Annotated in this window: 20 protein-coding genes; 11 read left to right on the forward strand and 9 right to left on the reverse strand. The window is 45.1% G+C overall.

From position 1 onward, the window contains the following. Positions 1-63: 63 nt before the first annotated feature. Positions 64-942: a 4-hydroxy-tetrahydrodipicolinate synthase gene (dapA, locus tag MTF70_RS01720; RefSeq protein WP_005380422.1), complete on the reverse strand. Its 879-nt coding sequence runs from the start codon at positions 940-942 to the stop codon at positions 64-66. A 476-nt stretch (positions 943-1,418) separates the two neighbouring features. Here dapA and MTF70_RS01725 point away from each other — a divergent pair, with 476 nt between their 5' ends. Further along, complete coding sequence (locus MTF70_RS01725; RefSeq protein WP_005380420.1) at positions 1,419-1,961, forward strand: glycine cleavage system protein R; 543 nt, start codon at positions 1,419-1,421, stop codon at positions 1,959-1,961. A gap of 16 nt (positions 1,962-1,977) precedes the next feature. Further along, positions 1,978-2,448 carry a thioredoxin-dependent thiol peroxidase gene (bcp, locus tag MTF70_RS01730; RefSeq protein ID WP_005380418.1) on the forward strand — a complete coding sequence of 157 codons (471 nt, stop codon included), beginning with the start codon at positions 1,978-1,980 and terminating at the stop codon, positions 2,446-2,448. Between the two features lie 77 nt (positions 2,449-2,525). Here the strand turns inward: bcp and MTF70_RS01735 are convergent, their stop codons facing one another. Both MTF70_RS01735 and MTF70_RS01740 read right to left on the reverse strand, forming a co-directional pair. Continuing rightward, positions 2,526-3,599, reverse strand: coding sequence for an AI-2E family transporter (locus tag MTF70_RS01735; RefSeq protein ID WP_005389843.1), 1,074 nt, complete (start codon positions 3,597-3,599; stop codon positions 2,526-2,528). A gap of 1 nt (position 3,600) precedes the next feature. Then, entirely contained in the window at positions 3,601-3,837 is a 237-nt protein-coding gene (locus MTF70_RS01740) for a sulfurtransferase TusA family protein (protein ID WP_005380414.1), read from the reverse strand. A gap of 257 nt (positions 3,838-4,094) precedes the next feature. Here MTF70_RS01740 and MTF70_RS01745 point away from each other — a divergent pair, with 257 nt between their 5' ends. The 4 genes from MTF70_RS01745 to MTF70_RS01760 are packed head-to-tail and all read left to right on the forward strand — an operon-like array spanning position 4,095 to position 6,946. Then, on the forward strand, positions 4,095-5,546 hold the full coding sequence (locus MTF70_RS01745; RefSeq protein WP_005394337.1) for a M48 family metallopeptidase: 1,452 nt from the start codon (positions 4,095-4,097) through the stop codon (positions 5,544-5,546). A gap of 16 nt (positions 5,547-5,562) precedes the next feature. After that, positions 5,563-5,913 carry an arsenate reductase (glutaredoxin) gene (gene arsC, locus MTF70_RS01750; RefSeq protein WP_005380410.1) on the forward strand — a complete coding sequence of 117 codons (351 nt, stop codon included), beginning with the start codon at positions 5,563-5,565 and terminating at the stop codon, positions 5,911-5,913. Further along, entirely contained in the window at positions 5,914-6,483 is a 570-nt protein-coding gene (gene wrbA / locus MTF70_RS01755) for an NAD(P)H:quinone oxidoreductase (RefSeq protein WP_005380409.1), read from the forward strand. A 22-nt stretch (positions 6,484-6,505) separates the two neighbouring features. After that, positions 6,506-6,946 carry a DUF2069 domain-containing protein gene (locus MTF70_RS01760; protein WP_005380407.1) on the forward strand — a complete coding sequence of 147 codons (441 nt, stop codon included), beginning with the start codon at positions 6,506-6,508 and terminating at the stop codon, positions 6,944-6,946. Positions 6,947-7,086: 140 nt separating this feature from the next. Here MTF70_RS01760 and MTF70_RS01765 read toward each other — a convergent pair whose 3' ends face one another. Continuing rightward, a complete protein-coding gene (locus MTF70_RS01765) occupies positions 7,087-8,295 on the reverse strand; it encodes a DUF2066 domain-containing protein (protein ID WP_042521428.1) in 1,209 nt (402 codons plus the stop codon). A gap of 365 nt (positions 8,296-8,660) precedes the next feature. Between MTF70_RS01765 and MTF70_RS01770 the strand changes: the two genes are divergently transcribed. Next, positions 8,661-9,914 (forward strand): uracil-xanthine permease family protein, encoded by a 1,254-nt coding sequence (locus tag MTF70_RS01770; RefSeq protein ID WP_005389855.1) that lies wholly within the window; start codon positions 8,661-8,663, stop codon positions 9,912-9,914. A gap of 116 nt (positions 9,915-10,030) precedes the next feature. On the opposite strand, the gene upp is transcribed toward MTF70_RS01770, so the two are convergent. Then, the gene (upp, locus tag MTF70_RS01775; RefSeq protein ID WP_005380401.1) at positions 10,031-10,657 is read right to left on the reverse strand and encodes a uracil phosphoribosyltransferase; all 627 of its coding nucleotides are present in this window, start codon (positions 10,655-10,657) and stop codon (positions 10,031-10,033) included. 179 nt (positions 10,658-10,836) lie between these two features. Between upp and purM the strand changes: the two genes are divergently transcribed. Then, positions 10,837-11,877, forward strand: coding sequence for a phosphoribosylformylglycinamidine cyclo-ligase (gene purM / locus MTF70_RS01780; RefSeq protein ID WP_005389861.1), 1,041 nt, complete (start codon positions 10,837-10,839; stop codon positions 11,875-11,877). A 151-nt stretch (positions 11,878-12,028) separates the two neighbouring features. Continuing rightward, complete coding sequence (purN, locus tag MTF70_RS01785; RefSeq protein ID WP_248393835.1) at positions 12,029-12,685, forward strand: phosphoribosylglycinamide formyltransferase; 657 nt, start codon at positions 12,029-12,031, stop codon at positions 12,683-12,685. A gap of 389 nt (positions 12,686-13,074) precedes the next feature. Here purN and MTF70_RS01790 read toward each other — a convergent pair whose 3' ends face one another. Beyond that, a complete protein-coding gene (locus MTF70_RS01790; RefSeq protein ID WP_005385395.1) occupies positions 13,075-13,920 on the reverse strand; it encodes a class II glutamine amidotransferase in 846 nt (281 codons plus the stop codon). A gap of 51 nt (positions 13,921-13,971) precedes the next feature. Then, positions 13,972-14,547: a D-sedoheptulose 7-phosphate isomerase gene (gene lpcA / locus MTF70_RS01795; protein WP_005380392.1), complete on the reverse strand. Its 576-nt coding sequence runs from the start codon at positions 14,545-14,547 to the stop codon at positions 13,972-13,974. A gap of 376 nt (positions 14,548-14,923) precedes the next feature. Here lpcA and fadE point away from each other — a divergent pair, with 376 nt between their 5' ends. Then, entirely contained in the window at positions 14,924-17,368 is a 2,445-nt protein-coding gene (fadE, locus tag MTF70_RS01800; RefSeq protein ID WP_005385392.1) for an acyl-CoA dehydrogenase FadE, read from the forward strand. A 205-nt stretch (positions 17,369-17,573) separates the two neighbouring features. Next, entirely contained in the window at positions 17,574-19,349 is a 1,776-nt protein-coding gene (locus MTF70_RS01805; RefSeq protein ID WP_042521426.1) for a SulP family inorganic anion transporter, read from the forward strand. A gap of 73 nt (positions 19,350-19,422) precedes the next feature. Here the strand turns inward: MTF70_RS01805 and MTF70_RS01810 are convergent, their stop codons facing one another. Both MTF70_RS01810 and MTF70_RS01815 read right to left on the reverse strand, forming a co-directional pair. Beyond that, positions 19,423-19,833, reverse strand: a complete 411-nt coding sequence (locus MTF70_RS01810) for a GNAT family N-acetyltransferase (RefSeq protein ID WP_005391824.1) — start codon at positions 19,831-19,833, stop codon at positions 19,423-19,425. An 84-nt stretch (positions 19,834-19,917) separates the two neighbouring features. After that, complete coding sequence (locus tag MTF70_RS01815) at positions 19,918-20,310, reverse strand: DUF1353 domain-containing protein (protein WP_042521425.1); 393 nt, start codon at positions 20,308-20,310, stop codon at positions 19,918-19,920. Positions 20,311-20,388 lie beyond the last annotated feature (78 nt).

Genomic DNA, 20,388 nt, shown 5'->3' on the forward strand with positions numbered 1-20,388 from the left:
CGAGGGCGCTTTGGCCCCCAGTATGAACTTCAATCCTAGTAACTCAATCTTAATAGCTCAATCTTAATAAATATGGGCGTCTGTTAGCGCCTGCTCGACGATCGGCTGCGATTTTTCAGAAAGCGTAGTTAAAGGAAGACGCAAACCACCTTCTTCAATCAAACCAAGCTTTTGCGCTGCCCATTTTACTGGGATAGGGCTTGCTTCGATGAAAAGGTTTTTGTGTAGAGTCATCAAGCGTTGGTTAATCGCTTCTGCTTCTTCGTACTTACCTTCACTTGCCAAATGGAACATGTCTGCCATGTCTTTAGCTGCAATATTGTTCGTTACCGAGATAACACCATTGCCGCCAAGTTTCACAAAATCCAGCCCTGTCGCATCATCGCCACTTAGTAAGATAAAATCTTCGCCACAAAGTTCACGATGAATTGCAATTCGTTCCAAATCGCCCGTTGCATCTTTTAGAGCCACGATATTATCAAGCTTTGACAAGCGTGCCACTGTTTCTGGCTGCATATCAACAGCAGTACGGCCTGGTACGTTGTACAAAATTAGAGGCACGTCACTCGCTTCGGCAATTGCCTTGTAATGTAAAAACAAACCCTCTTGAGTTGGTTTGTTGTAATACGGTGTCACACTCAGGAAGCCAGCAATACCAGAATCAGCCAGTAATTTGCTAAATGTTACTGCCTCATGGGTTGCATTTGCACCCGTGCCAGCAATCACAGGGATGCGACCGTCGGCAAACTCAACAGTTTTATTAACGACCTTCACATGCTCTTCAATGGTCAGTGTCGCTGACTCACCTGTTGTGCCTACTGCCACAATACCGTCTGTACCCGCTTCAACGTGGTACTCTACTAGCTTTTGCAGACCGTCAAAGTCTACTTCGCCATCTGCTTTGAATGGCGTAATCAGCGCTACGATACTTCCTGAAAACATGTTTATCTCCCTCATTTAACTCTTTCTGCATGGTACTGTAATGCGATTGAAAAACACAAGAGCGTAAACTCGCTTACAAAGTACAAATGAATGAATAATTATCAGTTGTTAGAGGTCTAGCAACTTAATTGCTCTATTTGGTTTGATTAACGGCAATATTGATAATCGTGTTGGGCTTTCGAGTGACTTTAGAATCTATCAGTGATTTGGAAAATACTGAAGAGCACAAGCAAGGAAAATATACTCTTTGGTCTTGTTAGCCAAGTCAGATCTAAGTGAATAAAACGGCCAGACAATAGGCAAGCACATCATGCAAACGTTTTGTTTATCCTATAGCCTGCATTTACTGTTTATTTCCCACCACTCCCCTCAAGCTCCGACTGCTTTTTTATGGACTAAAAAAGAACTGGCTCGATATTTCTTCGCAATATCTGTGCTAACATCTCTCTATTGAAGAAAGGACAAGAAGCTCATTTATGAAGCAACATCTGGTACTTACAGCAGTTGGAACGGACCGTCCAGGCATTTGTAACCAAGTCGTACAGCTCGTTACTCAAGCTGGTTGTAACATAGTCGATAGCCGTATCGCTATCTTTGGCAGCGAATTTACGCTGATCATGCTCCTGACTGGGAACGCCAGCAGCGTGACTCGAGTTGAAACACAATTGCCCCTGCTTGGCCAAGAACATGACCTTATTACGATCATGAAACGCACAGCGGCGCACGAACTGCTCGATAACAGCTACACCATGGAAGTGTTTATTGAGTCTGAAGACCGCCCTGGGTTAACTGAAAAATTTACTAAGTTCTTCGCTGATCAGCAGATTGGTTTAGACTCTCTTAGCGCGCAAACCATCAGCAAGTCGAAAATTCAACTCGATTCTGACCAGTTTCATATTGCGATTACTGCATCTGTAAGCGCGGATTTTAATTTGATGCAGTTACAAGAAGACTTCGATGAACTTTGTAAGTCGCTCAACGTACAAGGTTCTCTGAATTTCATTAAAAACACACTATAAAGTAAAGGAAATCAAAATGAATACGCTGACAGCAGGCTCGCCAGCGCCAGCCTTCTCTTTGCTCGACCAAGACGGAAATACCGTTTCTCTTGAAGACTTTAAAGGCAAGAAAGTACTTTTCTACTTTTACCCTAAGGCGATGACGCCGGGTTGTACTACACAAGCAAAAGGCCTTCGTGACATCAAAGCTGAACTCGATGCACATAACGTGGTGGTACTCGGCGTAAGCATCGACCCTGTAAAGCGCCTAGGCAAGTTCATCGAGCGCGATGATTTAAACTTCACTCTGCTTTCTGATGAAGACCATGCCGTTGCTGACCAGTTCGGCGTTTGGGGCGAAAAGAAATTCATGGGCAAAGTATACGACGGTCTTCACCGCATTAGCTTTCTGATCAATGAAGAAGGCGTGATCGAACATGTGTTCAACAAGTTCAAAACCAAAGATCACCACGAAGTCGTATTAAACTACTTAAACGAAAACGCTTAAACGCTATTGTTTTTCTACAAACAAAAAGCCCAGCAAACTGCTGGGCTTTCTTTTAACCATCGTACCTTTGGTAACAACTACTCTTGTTCGACAGGTTCGTTTTCTTCCGTGCTTGGTAATGCATGCCATACGGCTTTGACTAATGTCGCTAAAGGAATGGCGAAGAACACCCCCCAAAAACCCCACAGCCCACCAAAGACTAATACAGCCACAATGATAGCAACTGGGTGTAAGTTTACTGCCTCGGAAAACAGAACAGGAACCAACACATTACCATCCAGCGCCTGGATAATACCGTAAGCAAGCAACAACCAATAAAACGGAGGCGTTAAACCCCATTGGAACAAACCAACGATAGCAACAGGTACAGTAACAGCCGCCGCACCGATATAAGGAATCAAAACCGACAGACCAACGGCTACGGCAAGCAACGCCGAGTAACGAAGATCTAAAAGGGCAAAAGTCACGTAGCTCACACCGCCCACGATTAAAATCTCTAACACTTTACCGCGAATGTAATTTGATATCTGCTCGTTCATTTCATGCCAAACTTTATTCGCCAATTTACGGTTTTTCGGCAGAATACCGCTTGCGATTCGCAGCATTTCTTCTTTGTCTTTAAGCAAAAAGAAGATAAGGAGTGGCACTAAGATCAAATATACCGCTAGCGTTGCAATGCTAACTAATGAAGCAAGCGACCCTTTGACGACACTTTCACCCAGCCCCAGTGCTTGGTTTTTGGCGTTCGTCACCACGGTTTCTACTATTTCTAAATTGGCTAGTTCAGGATGGCGCTCTGGCAATGTGACAATAAACTTTTGTAGCCCGTTGTACATGTTCGGAATATCGTTAATTAGATTACCGACCTGAGTCCAAATCGTCGGAACCAAGCCAAACAACGCAATTAACATTAACCCGACAAAGACCAAGATCACGATAATAACCGACAAAGTGCGCGGCACGCCCATACGACACATTTTGACAACTGGCCATTCAAGTAGATAAGCCAAAACGATCGCGACAAGTAATGGCGCAATCAAGTGTCCAAAGAAGTAAATGGTGATAAAGCCAAACAGCAAGATCGCGACGAGACTTACTGCGTGAGGGTCAGAGAAACGTCGTTTATACCAACGACTAACCATTTCAAACATCTTATGCGGATTCCTTATTGAAGACAGTCAATGTGTAGTGCTCTGATGTAGATTGGCAATCAACCGAGTACCCTTGGGCACTAAGATAGTTCACAATGTCTCGTTTAGAGCTGTTGTCCACCACTTGAATGACAAGTTGATGATACTGCTTTGCTTCTCCTTGAAAGACCTCAGCAGCATGACGCTTTGCAAGTAACAGTGCCATAGGACAACGTTGCTCACGCAAATCAAGTAACATGGATTCCATTGTATTGCTCTGCACTTATGATAGGGTTGTATTGTAACGGCTTTTTGAGCTGGTGCTAGCACTTCTGACATGATTTAACCACATGCTGAAATAGCTCGGATATAAAATAATTTACGAAACCAATTCATTTATTTCCGGTCTTACTGTTAGCTTATATCCTCACGGATAACCAAAACGTATGTGGCGCTGTTAATAGGCTCTCGACCTGTAACCACATGCTTATGTATTTTGGAGAACCTTTTAAACGTATGTTAAAACGCACTCGCTCGCTAGTTTGCTTATGTCTTGCTGCTGCCATCAGTTCGCCGACAACTTATGCCAATAGCATTGACTTGCCAGACATTGGCACAGCTGCTGGTGGTACGCTTTCAATAGACCAAGAGTTGATTTATGGCGACGCCTATATGCGTATGCTCAGAGCCAGTAAACCTATCGTTAATGACCCTGTCATCAATGAATATATTGACTCTCTTGGGCACAAATTAGTGGCCAATGCGAATGATGTAAAAACGCCGTTCCACTTCTTTATGATTCGCGACCGTAATATCAACGCATTCGCGTTTTTTGGTGGCTATGTAGCGCTGCATTCTGGGTTGTTTCTTCATGCTCGTTCAGAAAGTGAGCTGGCCTCTGTTGTCGCTCACGAGATAGCGCACGTCACACAACGTCACCTTGCTCGGAGTATGGAAGAACAAGCACGCCGCTCTCCGGCCACATTAGCCGCACTTGCGGGGGCACTACTGCTTTCAATTGCCTCACCCGAAGCGGGGATGGCTGCAATTACAGCAGCAACCGCGGGCAACATGCAAAGTCAAATCAACTACACTCGCGCGAATGAAAAAGAAGCGGATCGCTTTGGTATTTCGACACTAGCAAAAGCCGGTTTTGATGTTCAAGCAATGCCAAGGTTTTTTGGCCGTCTTGCTGATGAGTATCGTTATGCAAGTAAACCGCCACCAATGCTCCTGACTCACCCTCTGCCTGAAGATCGAATTACCGATAGCCGTGCGCGAGCAAGAACCTATCCTCCAATGCGTGTTGTGCCTTCAATAGACTATCATCTAGCTCGCGCGCGCATTGTGGCTCGTTACGCTGGCATTGATGGACAAGCCGCCCTGAGCTGGTTTGAGAGAACCCAAAAGAAAGCCTCTGCGGACATTACACCTGCTTTTGATTATGGTCGAGCACTCGTGCATTTAGACAATAAACGCCTATCTCAAGCGGAACCAATTTTGAAAAAGTTACTGGAACAAGACCCAAGTAACCCGTTTTACTTGGACGCTATGACGGATTTATATATCGAGAAGAAGCAGCCAGAAAAAGCGACCGAGATGCTCCGTAAAGCGTTATCTCGTAACCCTCAAAATAAAGTATTAACCATTAACTACGCCAATGCGCTACTTGAGGACAATAAAAACGATCAAGCCACGCGAGTTCTTCAAAGGTACACTCATGACTATCCTGAAGATACAAATGGCTGGCACCTAATATCGAAGAGCTACCACGCGCTAGGGCGTAGCGATGAAGAATTGGCTGCTCGAGCGGAAATTTTGGCATTGCGAGCAAATTGGAATAAAGCGATTCAATATTATAGTGAAGCAAGTAAAATGGCCAAGTTGGGCAGCTTAGAGCAAGCGCGATACGATGCCCGTATCGACCAACTCATGATCCAAAGAGATCGATTCATGGCATTACAATAACGAAATGGAGAAAACCATGTCAGTCGTGATTTATCACAACCCTCGTTGCTCAAAGAGCCGTCAAACACTTGAACTACTTGAGCAAAATGGTGTTACACCGGAAGTCGTCAAATACCTAGACACACCACTTAACGTGGATGAACTAAAAGCGCTGTACGCCCAGCTTGGCTTTTCATCTGTACGTGAAATGATGCGCACTAAAGAAAGTGAATATAAAGAGCTTGGCTTAGGCGAAGACTCCGTCAGCGATGAGCAATTATTCGAAGCTATGGCGAAAAATCCAAAGTTGTTTGAGCGTCCGGTTGTCGTTGCTAACGGCAAAGCAAAAATTGGTCGCCCACCAGAGCAAGTGTTGGATATTTTATAAATGGATTGCCAGATCCTTATTTTGTATTTCAGCCGTCATGGCTCGACAAAACAACTGGCAAGACAAATAGCAAGAGGAGTCGAATCGACTCCTCAATGCCAAGCAATTTTGCGTACAGTTGAAGAATTGTCACCTCACTCACACTCCCCTTCTGATCCAATTGTTACTCTAGAGGAACTAAAAACGTGCGACGGTCTAGCGTTTGGCAGTCCCGTCTGGTTTGGCAACATGGCTGCGCCTTTAAAGCACTTCTGGGATCAGACTACATCTTTATGGGTCAGTGGTGACTTAATCGATAAGCCTGCTTGTGTCTTTACCTCTTCGTCCTCGATGCATGGTGGTCAAGAAACAACGTTACAAAGCATGATGACCCCTTTATTGCATCACGGGATGATGGTTTTGGGCATTCCTTATTCCGAGCCAGAGTTACACACTACGCAGTCCGGAGGCACTCCGTATGGCGCCAGCAGTGTAGGCCATGAGGCAACCCTAAGCAGTGAAGAGATTCGCCTGGCACAACAATTAGGCAAAAGGCTGGCAACTGCAGCGTTAAAACTAAAAGTCTGTTAGTAAAATCAAGGATAGTTAATCGATGTCTGACTCTTTAGACCAAACACCACTCGGTACACAGGCTAAAACCTATCGTTACCTGGCTTTATTTGGCAACTTAGCCTTATTAGCCTGGGTCGCTATTTGGCAGCTTGCGTTATCCCCTCATCCCCACCTCAGCAGCACAACACTTGCTATTGCTTGGTGTATTCCGCTACTACTTCCGTTGCCTGGTATTTTAGCTGGTAAGCCTTACACTCATGCTTGGGCTAACTTTGTTCTTATGCTGTATTTCTTGCATGCGCTGACCATCCTCTATGTGGATGGGGGTGAACGCTGGCTTGCGGCAGTGGAACTGATACTGACTTCACTCGGTTTCGCTGGCAATATTTTGTTTGCTAGAGCGAGAGGCAAAGAGCTAGGTCTTAAGTTGAAACGCCTCTCTCAAGTAGAAAAAGAAGAAAAAGCGAAATTCAATAAATAACGCCAATTGCAGTCAATCACTGATCATTGGTTCGAATACGAATTTAGAAAACAAAAAGAGTCGCTATTGCGACTCTTTTTTATGCTTACCACATTGGTCTTTGATCCTTGCGTTTCACGCCTGGAACGCTACCAAGGAGATTACGATGCCGAGCGCCACTCGTAGATCAAGTCATACTGTTCTCGGACAGGCTCCACAATCATCGGCTGAGTTGGCTGTGTTTCGTCACTTGCTTCTGCCACAATATCTACTGGTACTTCAGGCTGCGCTTCTTTTGGCGTCGCGGCGTCTTTTGCTTCATTACTCTGAACCAATGGCTCTTCTTCTTGAGTTGAAGCTGGGGCATCAACTTCACCTAAAGGATCTTCAAAAACCATTAATTGAGAAATAGAAGAAGCTTCTTTCTCAAAAGCTTGTTGTGATGCCAAAAGGTGGATGTTGAGCGTTAACTCGTCCCCTTGAACACGCTTAATCTCTGTACCCGCAACCGAATTAAGTTGTTTTAACGCATTCTCTAAACGGAAGAAGTCCGTTGCAGAGGTTACATTAAGGACTTTCACTGCTAGCGCTTTTGAAGACTTTCCTGAAACCACAACTGCACTCTTACTTGCATAGTAGTCTGCGATGCCATCCACCATTTCTGCAATAGCATTAGCACCTGATGCAGACCCGCTACGCGGAGAACGTTGCGCTTCTACAATTCTCGTTGGCGACTGGTCGTAGAGTGTCCAACGAATTTGTTCACCTTGAGCTCGTACAACCAAAACGGCGTCAGCTGGGTAGCGCTGGCTGGCTTGACCAATTGGCTCAATAAAGCCGCCCCAAAGATCAGAGACATTAACACCGGTCACATCATCAAAATCCCCAACCGGGATAGTGATTGGTAGGCCTCTTAATTTCGCTGCGCTACGAAGTGCTGCAACATTTGAAGATTCAGAATGTTCCCACGCAATGTTACGATCGTAACCCCGTTCTTCAACCATCCAAACTAAAATATTGGCACGATTTGGCGACCAAGATGGCAATTGTGCTTGTGTTAAAAGAGAGCTGATTTGGTCGTTGTTAAACAACATTTTTAGGCTCGCTTTTCCATCAACCTGCCCATAGCTCAGTTGAGAAATGTAACGCGCACTTGAGCTGAGTGCCTTTTTAATCACTGGATTGCTTAAAGAGGATTGAGAACCGGTCGCTCGAACAATCACATCCTGCATACCTTGTTGACGAGCCAAAGACTCACCGTCGTTCTGCTCACTGTCGATAACCACTTCGGCACGATAGATATCCACCTGAGTTAATGCATATACTGGTAGGGACAACCAACCTATCAGTAAGAGAGCTAAATAGCGCATAGTTTTTATAATCCTCTGAACAAGAACCCGAATAATAAGCAACTATCAAATCTTGAGCAAGGCAAGTACTGAGTAAATTGTCTGTATTATGACCAGCTTTGTTAACTCGGGCCTCAACCAGCGCTTCAGTGCTATTTTTTATAATAAACTCATTGCTTATTAAGCTATCTCAACAAGTTAGGCTGTCCATTTTTCATCTTCACGCAAGACACGTAAAAGAGGACAATTTGCAAGCAAGCAACTCTCAAAAGTGCTATTTATGAGAAAAATTCAATCGAAAGTTTGATCTATGCAACATTGCAAACGATTGCAGGATGATAGTATTCGCCGGATTTGTCTGCGTATCTTGAAAATAGGGAATTATTATGAAAAACGCGTTACAAGGCGCTCAAATGCTCTTTGTCGCTTTTGGTGCTTTGGTGCTTGTGCCGCTCCTAACTGGCCTTGATCCAAACGTAGCCCTCTTTGGTGCCGGTGTCGGTACTCTCCTCTTCCAATTAATGACTAAACGTTCTGTTCCCATCTTCCTTGCCTCTTCTTTTGCGTTTATTGCTCCTATTATGTTCGGTATCCAAACTTGGGGTATCGGTGCAACGATGGGCGGCTTGATGGCAGCGGGCTTAGTTTATGTGGCTCTAGGGGCGATGATCAAAGTGCGTGGTGTTGGATTTATCCATAAAATTCTCCCGCCCGTTGTCGTTGGCCCTGTGATCATGGTTATCGGCCTTGGCCTTGCCCCAACGGCAGTGAACATGGCGGTAGGTAAAACTGGTGATGGAGCTGCACAGCTAGTTAATGGTGATGCTGCGATCATTATCTCGGCGGTCTCACTGCTCACAACCATTGTACTCAGCGTTTTTGCAAAAGGCTTTTTGAAGCTCGTTCCTATTGTTGGTGGTATTCTTGCTGGTTACTCTGTTTCTCTATTCTACGGTGTGGTTGATTTCACTCCCGTAGAACAAGCGGCTTGGCTAGCCATGCCAAACTTCACCGCGCCAGAGTTCAATATCAACGCAATTTTGTTCATGATTCCTGTCGCTATCGCACCTGCGGTTGAGCACGTAGGTGACATGCTTGCTATCTCAAACGTTACAGGTAAAAACTACCTGAAAAAACCAGGCCTTCACCGCACAATCGCAGGTGACGGGGTGGCAACTATCGCAGCTTCGATGGTGGGTGCTCCACCAAACACCACTTACAGTGAAGTAACAGGAGCGGTAATGCTAACCAAAGCATTTAACCCTGTGATCATGACTTGGGCAGCAATCACCGCAATCGTACTTGCATTGGTAGGTAAGCTAGGTGCGGTTCTTCAAACGATTCCAGTTCCTGTTATGGGCGGCATCATGATTCTGCTGTTCGGCTCCATCGCAACGGTAGGCCTCAACACACTGATCAAGAATAACGTTGATTTACATAAGTCTCGTAACCTAGTGATTGTTGCCGTAACCCTTGTGTTTGGCATTGGTGGTATGGCTTTCGGTATTGGTGAGTTCAGTCTACAAGGTGTGAGCCTATGCGGTATCGTGGCAATTATTCTTAACCTTGTGCTACCAAACGATTTAGGTGAAAACCACGTTGTGGATAACGCACAAATGGAAGAAGAAAGCGCGAAATAGTTCGTTTGCGCCGCTTTATTAGGTGGCGTGTCTTACTCTTCTCCTCTTGTAGATACAAAAAAGGCTTGGTTTTCACCAAGCCTTTTTCTGTTCAGTCATAGTAATACATCAAAGAATTACTTAGTACCGAAGATCTTATCACCTGCATCGCCTAGACCCGGAACGATGTAGCCTTTGTCATTAAGCTTCTCATCGATTGCCGCAGTGTATAGCTCAACATCTGGGTGTGCTTTTTCTAGCGCTTCAATACCTTCTGGTGCAGCAACAAGTACCAGCACTTTGATTTGGTTACAACCTTTCTCTTTTAGGAGATCGATAGTAGCAATCATAGAACCACCTGTTGCAAGCATTGGGTCAACAACAAGCGCAATACGCTCCTCGATGTTTGAAGCAAGCTTGTTGAAGTAAGGAACTGGCTCAAGCGTTTCTTCATCACGGTAAATACCCACAACACTGATACGTGCGCTTGGCATGTGCTCAAGAACTCCATCCATCATGCCTAGACCTGCACGTAGGATTGGCACTACGGTTACTTTTTTACCTTTAATCTGGTCTACTTCTACCGGACCGTTCCAACCATCAATGGTCACTTTTTCTGTTTCAAAGTCTGACGTTGCTTCGTAAGTAAGTAGGCTACCGACCTCAGTCGCTAACTCACGAAAACGTTTTGTGCTGATGTCACCTTCTCTCATTAGACCAATTTTATGTTTTACTAGAGGGTGCTTTACTTCAACAACTTTCATGTCCATCTCCGGCTATAGTTGGCAATATTTAAACAAACCTTCAGATTATACATGATTTTCACAGGGATATCAGGATAAATCACTAAAGAAAAAAACAGACGCAAACGTTTGCTATCTATGTTTAAGCACTGTTAGAATAGCGCCGTTTTCATATCCAACTTAATACCGAGGACTTCCCTGTGAGTGGTAACAACTCTTCTCTTAGCTATAAAGACGCTGGTGTAGATATTGATGCAGGCAACGCGCTTGTGGATCGTATTAAGGGTGCGGTAAAACGTACTCGTCGCCCTGAAGTTATGGGTGGTATCGGTGGTTTTGGCGCGCTATGCGAATTGCCAACTAAATACAAACAACCTGTACTGGTTTCTGGTACTGATGGCGTTGGCACAAAACTTCGCCTAGCACTGGATATGAACAAGCACGACACGATCGGCATCGACCTAGTGGCAATGTGTGTAAATGATCTTATCGTGCAAGGCGCAGAGCCACTGTTTTTCCTAGATTACTATGCAACAGGCAAACTAGACGTTGATACCGCAGCGGATGTTGTTTCAGGTATCGCTGAAGGGTGTGTTCAAGCAGGTTGTGCCCTAATTGGTGGCGAAACTGCGGAGATGCCGGGCATGTATGAAGGCGAAGACTACGACGTAGCTGGTTTCTGTGTTGGCGTAGTAGAAAAAGAAGACGTGATTGACGGCACGAAAGTCGCTGCTGGTGATGCACTTATCGCTGTTGGCTCAAGCGGCCCACACTCAAACGGTTACTCCCTTATCCGTAAGATCCTAGAAGTATCTGGTGCAGATAAGAGCGAAGAGCTAGCAGGCCGCACTATTGGTGAGCACCTACTAGAACCAACAAAAATTTACATCAAGTCAGCACTTAAGATGATTGAGAAACACGACATCCATGCGATTTCTCATATCACTGGTGGTGGTTTCTGGGAAAACATCCCACGCGTACTGCCTGAAGGCACGAAAGCAGTTATCGATGGTAACAGTTGGGAATGGCCAGTTATCTTCAAGTGGCTACAAGAGAAAGGCAACGTCGACACACACGAAATGTACCGCACATTCAACTGTGGTGTAGGTCTAATCGTCGCACTACCGAAAGACCAGGCAGACGCAGCAGTTGCTCTTCTTAAAGAAGAAGGCGAAAACGCGTGGGTGATTGGTCAAATCGCACAAGCAGACGCGAACGAAGAGCAAGTTGAAATCCAATAATTTGCAAATCGAGCTCAAAAGATAAGAAGAATGAGGACACTAGATGACTAGGTCCTCATTTTGCTATCTAGAACACTAAAAACCATTCTATTAGTAGGTAGTTTAGAAGCTACATAACTCCAACCTACAATACCAAGGCGCTCTCGACATCATGAAAAACCATACCCTAAAAAACTTTGTGGTCCTCATCTCGGGTAACGGAAGTAACCTGCAAGCTATCTTGGAAGCTTGCGAAGACAGCATGCCAAACGCACGAGTGGCAGCCGTGTTCTCTAACAAAGCAGATGCTTTTGGTTTAGAACGTGCAAAAAATTTTGATGTAGACGGTCACTTTGTCGACCCTAAAGCATTCAGCTCGCGTGAAAGCTTTGATGCAGAGCTAATGAGTCAAATAGATGAATACCAACCAGACGTGATTATTCTTGCTGGTTACATGCGCATTCTGAGCAGCGCATTTGTTTCTCATTACATGGGTAAGATGATCAATATCCACCCTTCTCTTCTACCAAAATATCCTGGGCTACACACACACCAGAGAGCAATTGATGCTGGCGATAAAGAACATGGTACGAGTGTGCACTTTGTAACGGAAGAGCTTGATGGTGGCCCTGTCATACTGCAAGCAAAAGTTCCTGTGTTCGAAGACGATGATGCTAGTGTACTTGCGGCACGTGTTCAGGCGCAGGAGCACCGAATCTACCCTATGGTGGCTAAGTGGCTGGTAGACGAGCGGTTGATCATGAAGGATGGTAAAGCCTATTTAGATGGCGCAGAGCTTGGCGTACATGGGTACGCCTCAGATGAGTAGCCCTGAATAATAAACTCCAAGCACAAAAGAGCAGCCTGAGGGCTGCTCTTGGTTGTTTTAATACTTATAAACTTGATTCAAGAAAGCCGTAGTTAGACTAGAAACCTAAAACCCAACATTCTAAAAAATCCCATAACCACTTGAGTAACATAACACTCGGAAAGTAGATTCTGAATCTGGTTCGTTCTTCACCGTTCAGACTGACGAGGTGTTTTATGAGAAATTTCTATCAGTTACGTCTTTACAGCAAGCCTTAGCGAGACTAGGACTCTACTACCAGCACTCTAGAAAGTAAGAATGCTCATCCGTATCCGCCCTCGGTTTAAAACGCATAAAAATAAAGCTCGCGATTAAGCGAGCTTTATTTTTATATTCAGAGTAAGAGACCATCACTCTAACGGTTCGGTTGGCGCTTGATTGCCCGGCTTAGCCGCCGCAAACGGCACATTTACCAGTTCAGAGGCATTATTTTTGACTAGTTCACCTAGGTGAAACAAGCCGTATTCGCCAGGTTTCATACGCTGCCAAGCTTCGTTGCCCGTCAAAGGTTGAGTTGCGATCACAGAAACGATGTCGTGTGGCGTTGTTTCTTCTTGGAAGTTAATTTCCACATCTTCATCAAGCAACGCGGCTTTTCCAAACGGTGCGCGTCTTGTGATCCAATACAAATGATTGGTGCAATACGTCATTACATACTCACCATCACTCAGAAGCATGTTAAATACACCCTTCTCTTTTAGCTCATCACAACATTTAGCAACATATAAGAATACCGACTCCATATCCTTTGGTGGCTCAGGATATCGATCTTCCATTTGCTTCAATAACCAGCAAAATGCCAGTTCACTATCTGTCTCACCGACAGGTCGATGTCGACCTGTATGCAAGTCTTGGTAGCCAGAGAGCTGACCGTTATGCGCAAACGTCCAATACCTACCCCACAGCTCACGTGTAAAGGGATGAGTATTTTCTAAATTAACACCACCACGATTCGCCTGTCGGATATGACTAACGACCGCACGACTTTTGATGGGATAATTTTGTACCAACTCTGCTATTTTAGACTCACAACTTGGCTTGGGATCTTTGAAGGTTCGAAAGCCCTTCCCTTCGTAGAAGGTGATCCCCCATCCGTCACGGTGTGGGCCGGTTCGACCTCCACGCTGCATGAGCCCAGTAAAACTGAAACAAATATCCGTTGGAACATTAGCGCTCATACCGAGCAATTCACACATGGTTTAAAAAACTCCCTAACAACACAGCTCGAAACGGTGGCCGTAAAACGATTATTCCATCTCTTTTTCGATCAACTGAATGATGATATGAATAATCTTAATATGAATTTCCTGAATGCGGTCTGCATAACCGAAGTGTGGCACGCGAATTTCAATATCTGCAAGGCCTGCCATTTTGCCGCCATCTTTACCTGTTAGCGCAATCGTCTTCATGCCTTTCGCTTGTGCTGCTTCAATCGCTTTCAGGATGTTACCTGAGTTACCTGACGTCGACAGACCAAACAGTACGTCACCTTTTCGGCCAACCGCTTCTACATAGCGTGAAAACACGAAGTCATAACCAAAGTCATTACTCACACAAGAAAGGTGGCTTGGATCTGAAATAGCAATACCAGCATAGCCAGGACGATTTTCTCGGTAACGGCCTGTTAGCTCTTCGGCAAAGTGCATTGAATCACAGTGAGAACCACCGTTACCACACGACAATACTTTACCATCTTGCTTGAATGAGTCAGCAATCATTTTCGCCGCTGCTTCGATTTGCGCAATGTTATGGTCATCGCTTAAAAATTTGTTGAGCACTTCAGCAGCTTCGTTTAATTCACTTCTAATCAGATCATGGTACATAAGACGTTCTCTTTATTATTTCGGCTTCAGTCAGCTCTAGACTCACTGAGCAAATTGTTCTGATACCAATTTGGTATCGGACATTTCATAAACCTGAACTCGGGTTTGATTACTCTGAGTTTACCCACAAACGAGAATTAGTGTCGATAGTGAACCAACAGATTTAGATTAGTGATGGTAATAAACTTGTCAACTTGCTCATGAAACCATCACTCAAATCTCAACTTTAGAATTTTAACTCTACTTAGATCACTTTTTATCCAATCTTATGTTTTACATTTCCTTAATATTTTGATTACACTTAAACCAACTGGTTAGACCTCTTACCTAACATGCAGACGTACAAAACTTATAAAGTCTGAAAAGGAAAATATATATGGACATCTTGCTCTCAATCATCACGATGGCGATCGTGCTAGGCATTACGCTCTACCACCGCATGTCTCTCGTGAAATCTATTAGCTTACTCACCGCGGCCATGCTGGCTCTTACAGTAGCAGGAACTGTCGGCGTTATTGGTTGGGCTATTTACGTTCTCGCCGCAGCTGTGCTCGCGGTTCCTGGCGTACGTCAGTCTTTAATTAGCCGCAAAGCGCTAGTGCTTTTCAAGAAAGTGCTGCCAGCTATGTCTCAAACCGAAAAAGAAGCGTTAGACGCAGGTACCGTCTGGTGGGAAGCCGAACTATTTAAAGGCAAACCAGAGTGGCAAAAGCTACACGCAATTCAAGCACCTAAGTTAAGTGCGGAAGAACAAGCCTTTTTAGACGGCCCTGTGAATGAAGTGTGCGCCATGGTGAGTGATTTCCAAGTGACCCATGAACTCGCGGACTTACCGCCAGAAGTTTGGCAATACCTGAAAGATCATAAGTTCTTCGCCATGATCATTAAGAAAAAGTACGGTGGTCTGGAATTCTCAGCATACGCGCAATCACTAGTACTACAAAAACTAACGGGTGTTTCTGGCGTTCTATCGTCTACCGTTGGTGTTCCTAACTCTTTGGGCCCAGGTGAGCTACTGCAACACTACGGTACTGAAGATCAGAAAAATCATTACTTACCGCGTCTAGCTGAAGGTAAGGAAATCCCTTGTTTCGCCCTAACAAGTCCAGAAGCGGGTTCTGACGCTGGATCTATTCCAGATTACGGTGTGGTCTGTAAAGGCGAATGGGAAGGAAAAGAAGTACTGGGTATGCGCCTGACTTGGAACAAGCGCTACATCACCCTAGCGCCAGTCGCAACGGTACTAGGCTTAGCATTCAAACTTCGCGATCCTGAAGGTTTGCTAGGCGACAAAGAAGATCTTGGCATCACTTGTGCGCTTATCCCAACTGATGTCAAAGGTGTTGAGATTGGTAACCGACACTTCCCACTCAATGTGCCATTCCAAAATGGTCCAACGCGCGGTAAAGACATCTTTGTTCCTATCGATTTCATTATCGGTGGCGAAAAAATGGCGGGCCAAGGTTGGCGTATGCTGGTTGAGTGTCTGTCGGTTGGACGTGGTATCACGCTACCTTCAAACTCAACAGGTGGCATCAAAACTGCGGCAATGGCAACCGGTGCTTACTCACGTATTCGCCGTCAGTTCAAACAGCCTATCGGCCATATGGAAGGGGTTGAAGAACCATTAGCACGCTTGGGTGGTAATGCTTACGTGATGGATGCAGCAAGCAACTTAACCGTTGCGGGTATCGACTTAGGTGAAAAGCCTTCAGTAATCTCAGCTATCGTGAAGTATCACTGTACGCACCGCGGCCAGCAAAGCATCATCGATGCAATGGACATCGTAGGCGGTAAAGGTATCTGTATGGGACCTTCTAACTTCCTAGCTCGTGGTTACCAAGGTGCGCCAATCGCAGTAACGGTTGAGGGTGCTAACATTCTAACACGCTCAATGATCATCTTTGGCCAAGGCGCAATCCGTTGCCATCCGTACGTTCTTGAAGAAATGAACGCGGCGTATTCTGAAGCAAGTAATGCTGTCGAGAAGTTTGATAAAGCGCTTGCTGGTCACGTGAGCTTTACAATGAGTAACCTAGTGCGCAGTATCTGGTTTGGTTTGAGCGACGGTCTGGGCTCTTCATCACCAACCAAAGATGCAACCAAGCGTTACTACCAACAATTGAACCGTTACAGTGCAAACCTTGCTCTGCTATCGGATATCTCAATGGCAGTGCTAGGTGGCTCTTTGAAGCGTAAAGAGCGTCTATCAGCACGTCTTGGTGACATTCTAAGCCAGCTATATTTGAGCTCTGCGACGTTGAAACGTTTTGAGCAAGATGGCCGTCCAGTCGAAGATTTACCATTAGTACACTGGGGTCTACAAGACAGTTTGAAACAAGCGGAAGTGGCAGTAGATGAATTCTTAGCAAACTTCCCGAACAAAGTAATTGGCCGTGCGCTACGCGTATTAATCATGCCATTTGGTCGCGTACGCAAAGCACCAAGCGATAAACTAGACAGTAAAGTGGCGCGCATTCTACAAACGCCAAGTGCAACGCGCTCACGCATTGGTCGCGGTCAATACCTTGAACCAACCGAGCACAACGCAGCAGGTAAGATTGAACTTGCACTATCAGTCATTCTTCAAGCTGAGCCTGTGTTTGACAAAGTATGTAAAGCGCAGGGTAAGCGTCGCCCATTCTTACGTTTGGATATGATTGCTCAGGAAGGGCTAGAGCAAGGCTTTATCACGCAAGAAGAAGCCGATCTACTCAGAGAAGCGGAACAGCATCGTCTAGATACAATCAACGTTGACGATTTTGAGCCGGAACTGCTTGCCGCAAAGCCGCTATACCCTCAGATGGATAGTGTCGCGTAACTCTAGTATCTGAGACCACAAACGGGAGTATCAGCTCCCGTTTTTATTGCTTCCAGAATCGCATTCATAACACCTCACACCACGAAGCCCCTGCGCAATCGCAATAAAAGCCACGCACTCCAATCTTTCCCCCGATTTCCAGTGATAACTAACTCACAGACGTTCCAACTAAGCGGTGTATACTTTAAGTAACTCACTCACATATATGGTAAATCCGTTGGCTAAAATATTACTCGCACAGTGGTTCCCAGGGCTTGTTCAGCTTAAGCATTATCAAAAAGAATGGTTTGTTAACGACTTTAGAGCCGCCTTTTCTGTTGTCGCGGTTGCACTGCCAGTTGCCATAGCTTATGCACAGTTAACTGGTGTATCCGCAATTGTCGGTCTGTATTCGTGTGTACTGCCAATGTTGGTTTACGCCATGATGGGCACATCTCGACAACTCATTGTCGGACCCGATGCAGCAACCTGTGCAGTGATCGCTGCTGTTGTGACACCACTTGCCGCAGGTGACCCCACAAAACATTGGCAGTTGGTTATGACCATGACAGCGATGACGGGGATTTGGTGTGTACTGGCAAGTCGTTTCAAGCTAGGAGTGTTTGCAGATTTCCTTTCTCGTCCGATTCTTTTGGGTCTACTCAACGGTGTTGCTCTCACAATTATCGTTGGTCAGTTTGCGAAAGTAGTCGGTTTGAAATACGAGCAACGTTATTTACTGGAACGTTTATGGGAAGCTCCACAACGATTAACCGATCTTCATTGGCCTACTGTAACTCTGAGTATCGTGACGGTTGTCGTTTATTTGCTCACCAAACGCTACCGACCAACTTGGCCTGCTGCCATGCTGGCGATCCTCGTAACTACTGCGTCAGTTTGGTTTTTCCATTTACAAGAGATGGGCGTATCGGTTGTCGGACTCACTCAAGGTGGCTTCCCTCAGTTTCAAACACCAGAATTTGAGCTAGGTGAAGTTCGTGAACTAGTAGTCCCAGCGCTCAACCTTGCGATTGTCAGTTTTGTTAGCATGATGCTCACCGCCCGCAGTTTCGCGGCTAAAAACGGTTATGATATTGATGCAAATAAAGAGTTTCAGGCGTTGGGTTTTGCCAACATTGCCTCAGCGTTTTCACAAGGTTTCGCGATAAGCGGCGCTGACTCACGCACAGCCGTCAATGATGCAAATGGCGGTAAATCTCAATTAGTTTCGATTGTCGCCGCAATCACCATCGCCATTATTGCGGTATTTATTTACGAGCCTTTGCAGTTCATCCCTATCGCTTCACTTGGTGTTGTATTGATCATTGCGTCCCTATCGCTGCTCGATCTTAAAGCAATTTGGAAATTAAAATCTCGTGACAAAGATGCATTTTATCTGGCCATCATTACTTTTATTTCTGTGTTGATCGTGGGTGTAATACCGGGGATCACTTTGGCGGTATTGCTAGGGCTGTTTCAATTTTTACGTATTGTCATGCGGCCGAGTGATCAGCTACTTGGCTTGGATGAAAAAGGTACCATTCGGACCATCGACGACTCAGGAAAAGCTTCGCCTATTCCTGGAATGGTGATTTACCGCTTTAACTCACCGCTAACTTACTTCAATGCTCCTTACTTTAAACGTAGAGTGTTAGAGCAGGCAGAGCATCACAAAGACGCAAGTTGCGTTGTCATCGACGCCGTATCGAGCTTTACTCACTTGGATCTCAGTGTGATGGCAACACTGGCAGATATTCACAATACTTTGAAAAAGAGAGGTGTACGCTTAATCCTCGCAGGAAGGAAACGACGTCTTCGTCAATGGTGTGAGCTTACTGGTATCAGCACCAGTGAAGGAGGCATCTTACTGCGAGCTGATATGTACCTTGCCATTAAACTTAGTGGCTGTTACATCAGTGCTGTGGGTGAGGGACAAATTCCTACTGTTCAAAAAGAGCCTGATTTAGAGCAGCTACCCAAACCAATTCCAGAAGTGGCTTAAATACAAATTTAATATAGAAAACAGGAAATTAAACTCCTGTTTTCTAGTGCTTATCTTCACAGCTGAATACGTGTTACGCCTTTGGCTTAAACTTTTTTGTCATCCCTTGGCTTTTAGGAGCCACCAGCCTATAACCAAGCTTTTCGTAAAAGACCGGTTCATCAGCAATCATAGAAACGTAAGAGCCTTCAAGTGCAACAGAAGAAAGATAACCGTCGATGTATTCCATGACTTTTCTACCTAAACCGTTACCTTGATAATCAGAATCAACGGCAACGTCGACAATTTCGAAGTTACACGCCCCGTCACCAACAACCCGACCCATTGCAATGAGCTTTCCTTCATCCCGAACAGATACGCCATATAACGAATTGGGTAGGCCAATTTCAGCAGCTTTCAACGATTTGGGTGATAGCCCGGCTTTGATACGCATATCACAGTATTCTTTCGGGCTTGGCACATGCTCTTCATATCTTATTGTCATTATGTACTACTCCTTTGTATCACCTTGGAGCTTACATAACTAAACTGTATAAATAAACAGTTAAACGTTGGAAAGATGTTCCCATTAAGCACACAAAGTATCGGGTCTAGAAAAGAAGCCGCCGACAACTCTGACGCCATAATAGATATAAGCTGCTCTGAAGCTAGACATTCCTTTTTCTAAACACGTTTCTCTCAACAACGCATCCGCATGCTTTCGAGCACTTTGAGGCAACACCTCTTCCCTCATGAGTTGGTAAAGAGCATCATGCACTAAAGAAGCTTTCATAATGTTTTTTGTGTCTAACGCTGGCCCACTCGCTCCATCCCATGCATAGCCCTTTTTAATCGTTAACACGCCTTGTTTGGACAAACTAAGAAAAGGGCTGTCATACGCCTGACTCACTGAAATGTGCGTCTCAATCTTTTCTTCAGAATGGAGAGTGTATTTATACTTCTGACGCTTTTTGTATTTCATCAGAGACCTCGCGTTTACTTATTCTTATTTATCACGCACAGCTGAATATTTATCCAGAAACCCTACAAGATCGGCTCT

This window comes from Vibrio sp. 2CM40D (genome assembly GCF_023161825.1).
GTDB classification, from domain to species: domain Bacteria; phylum Pseudomonadota; class Gammaproteobacteria; order Enterobacterales; family Vibrionaceae; genus Vibrio; species Vibrio alginolyticus.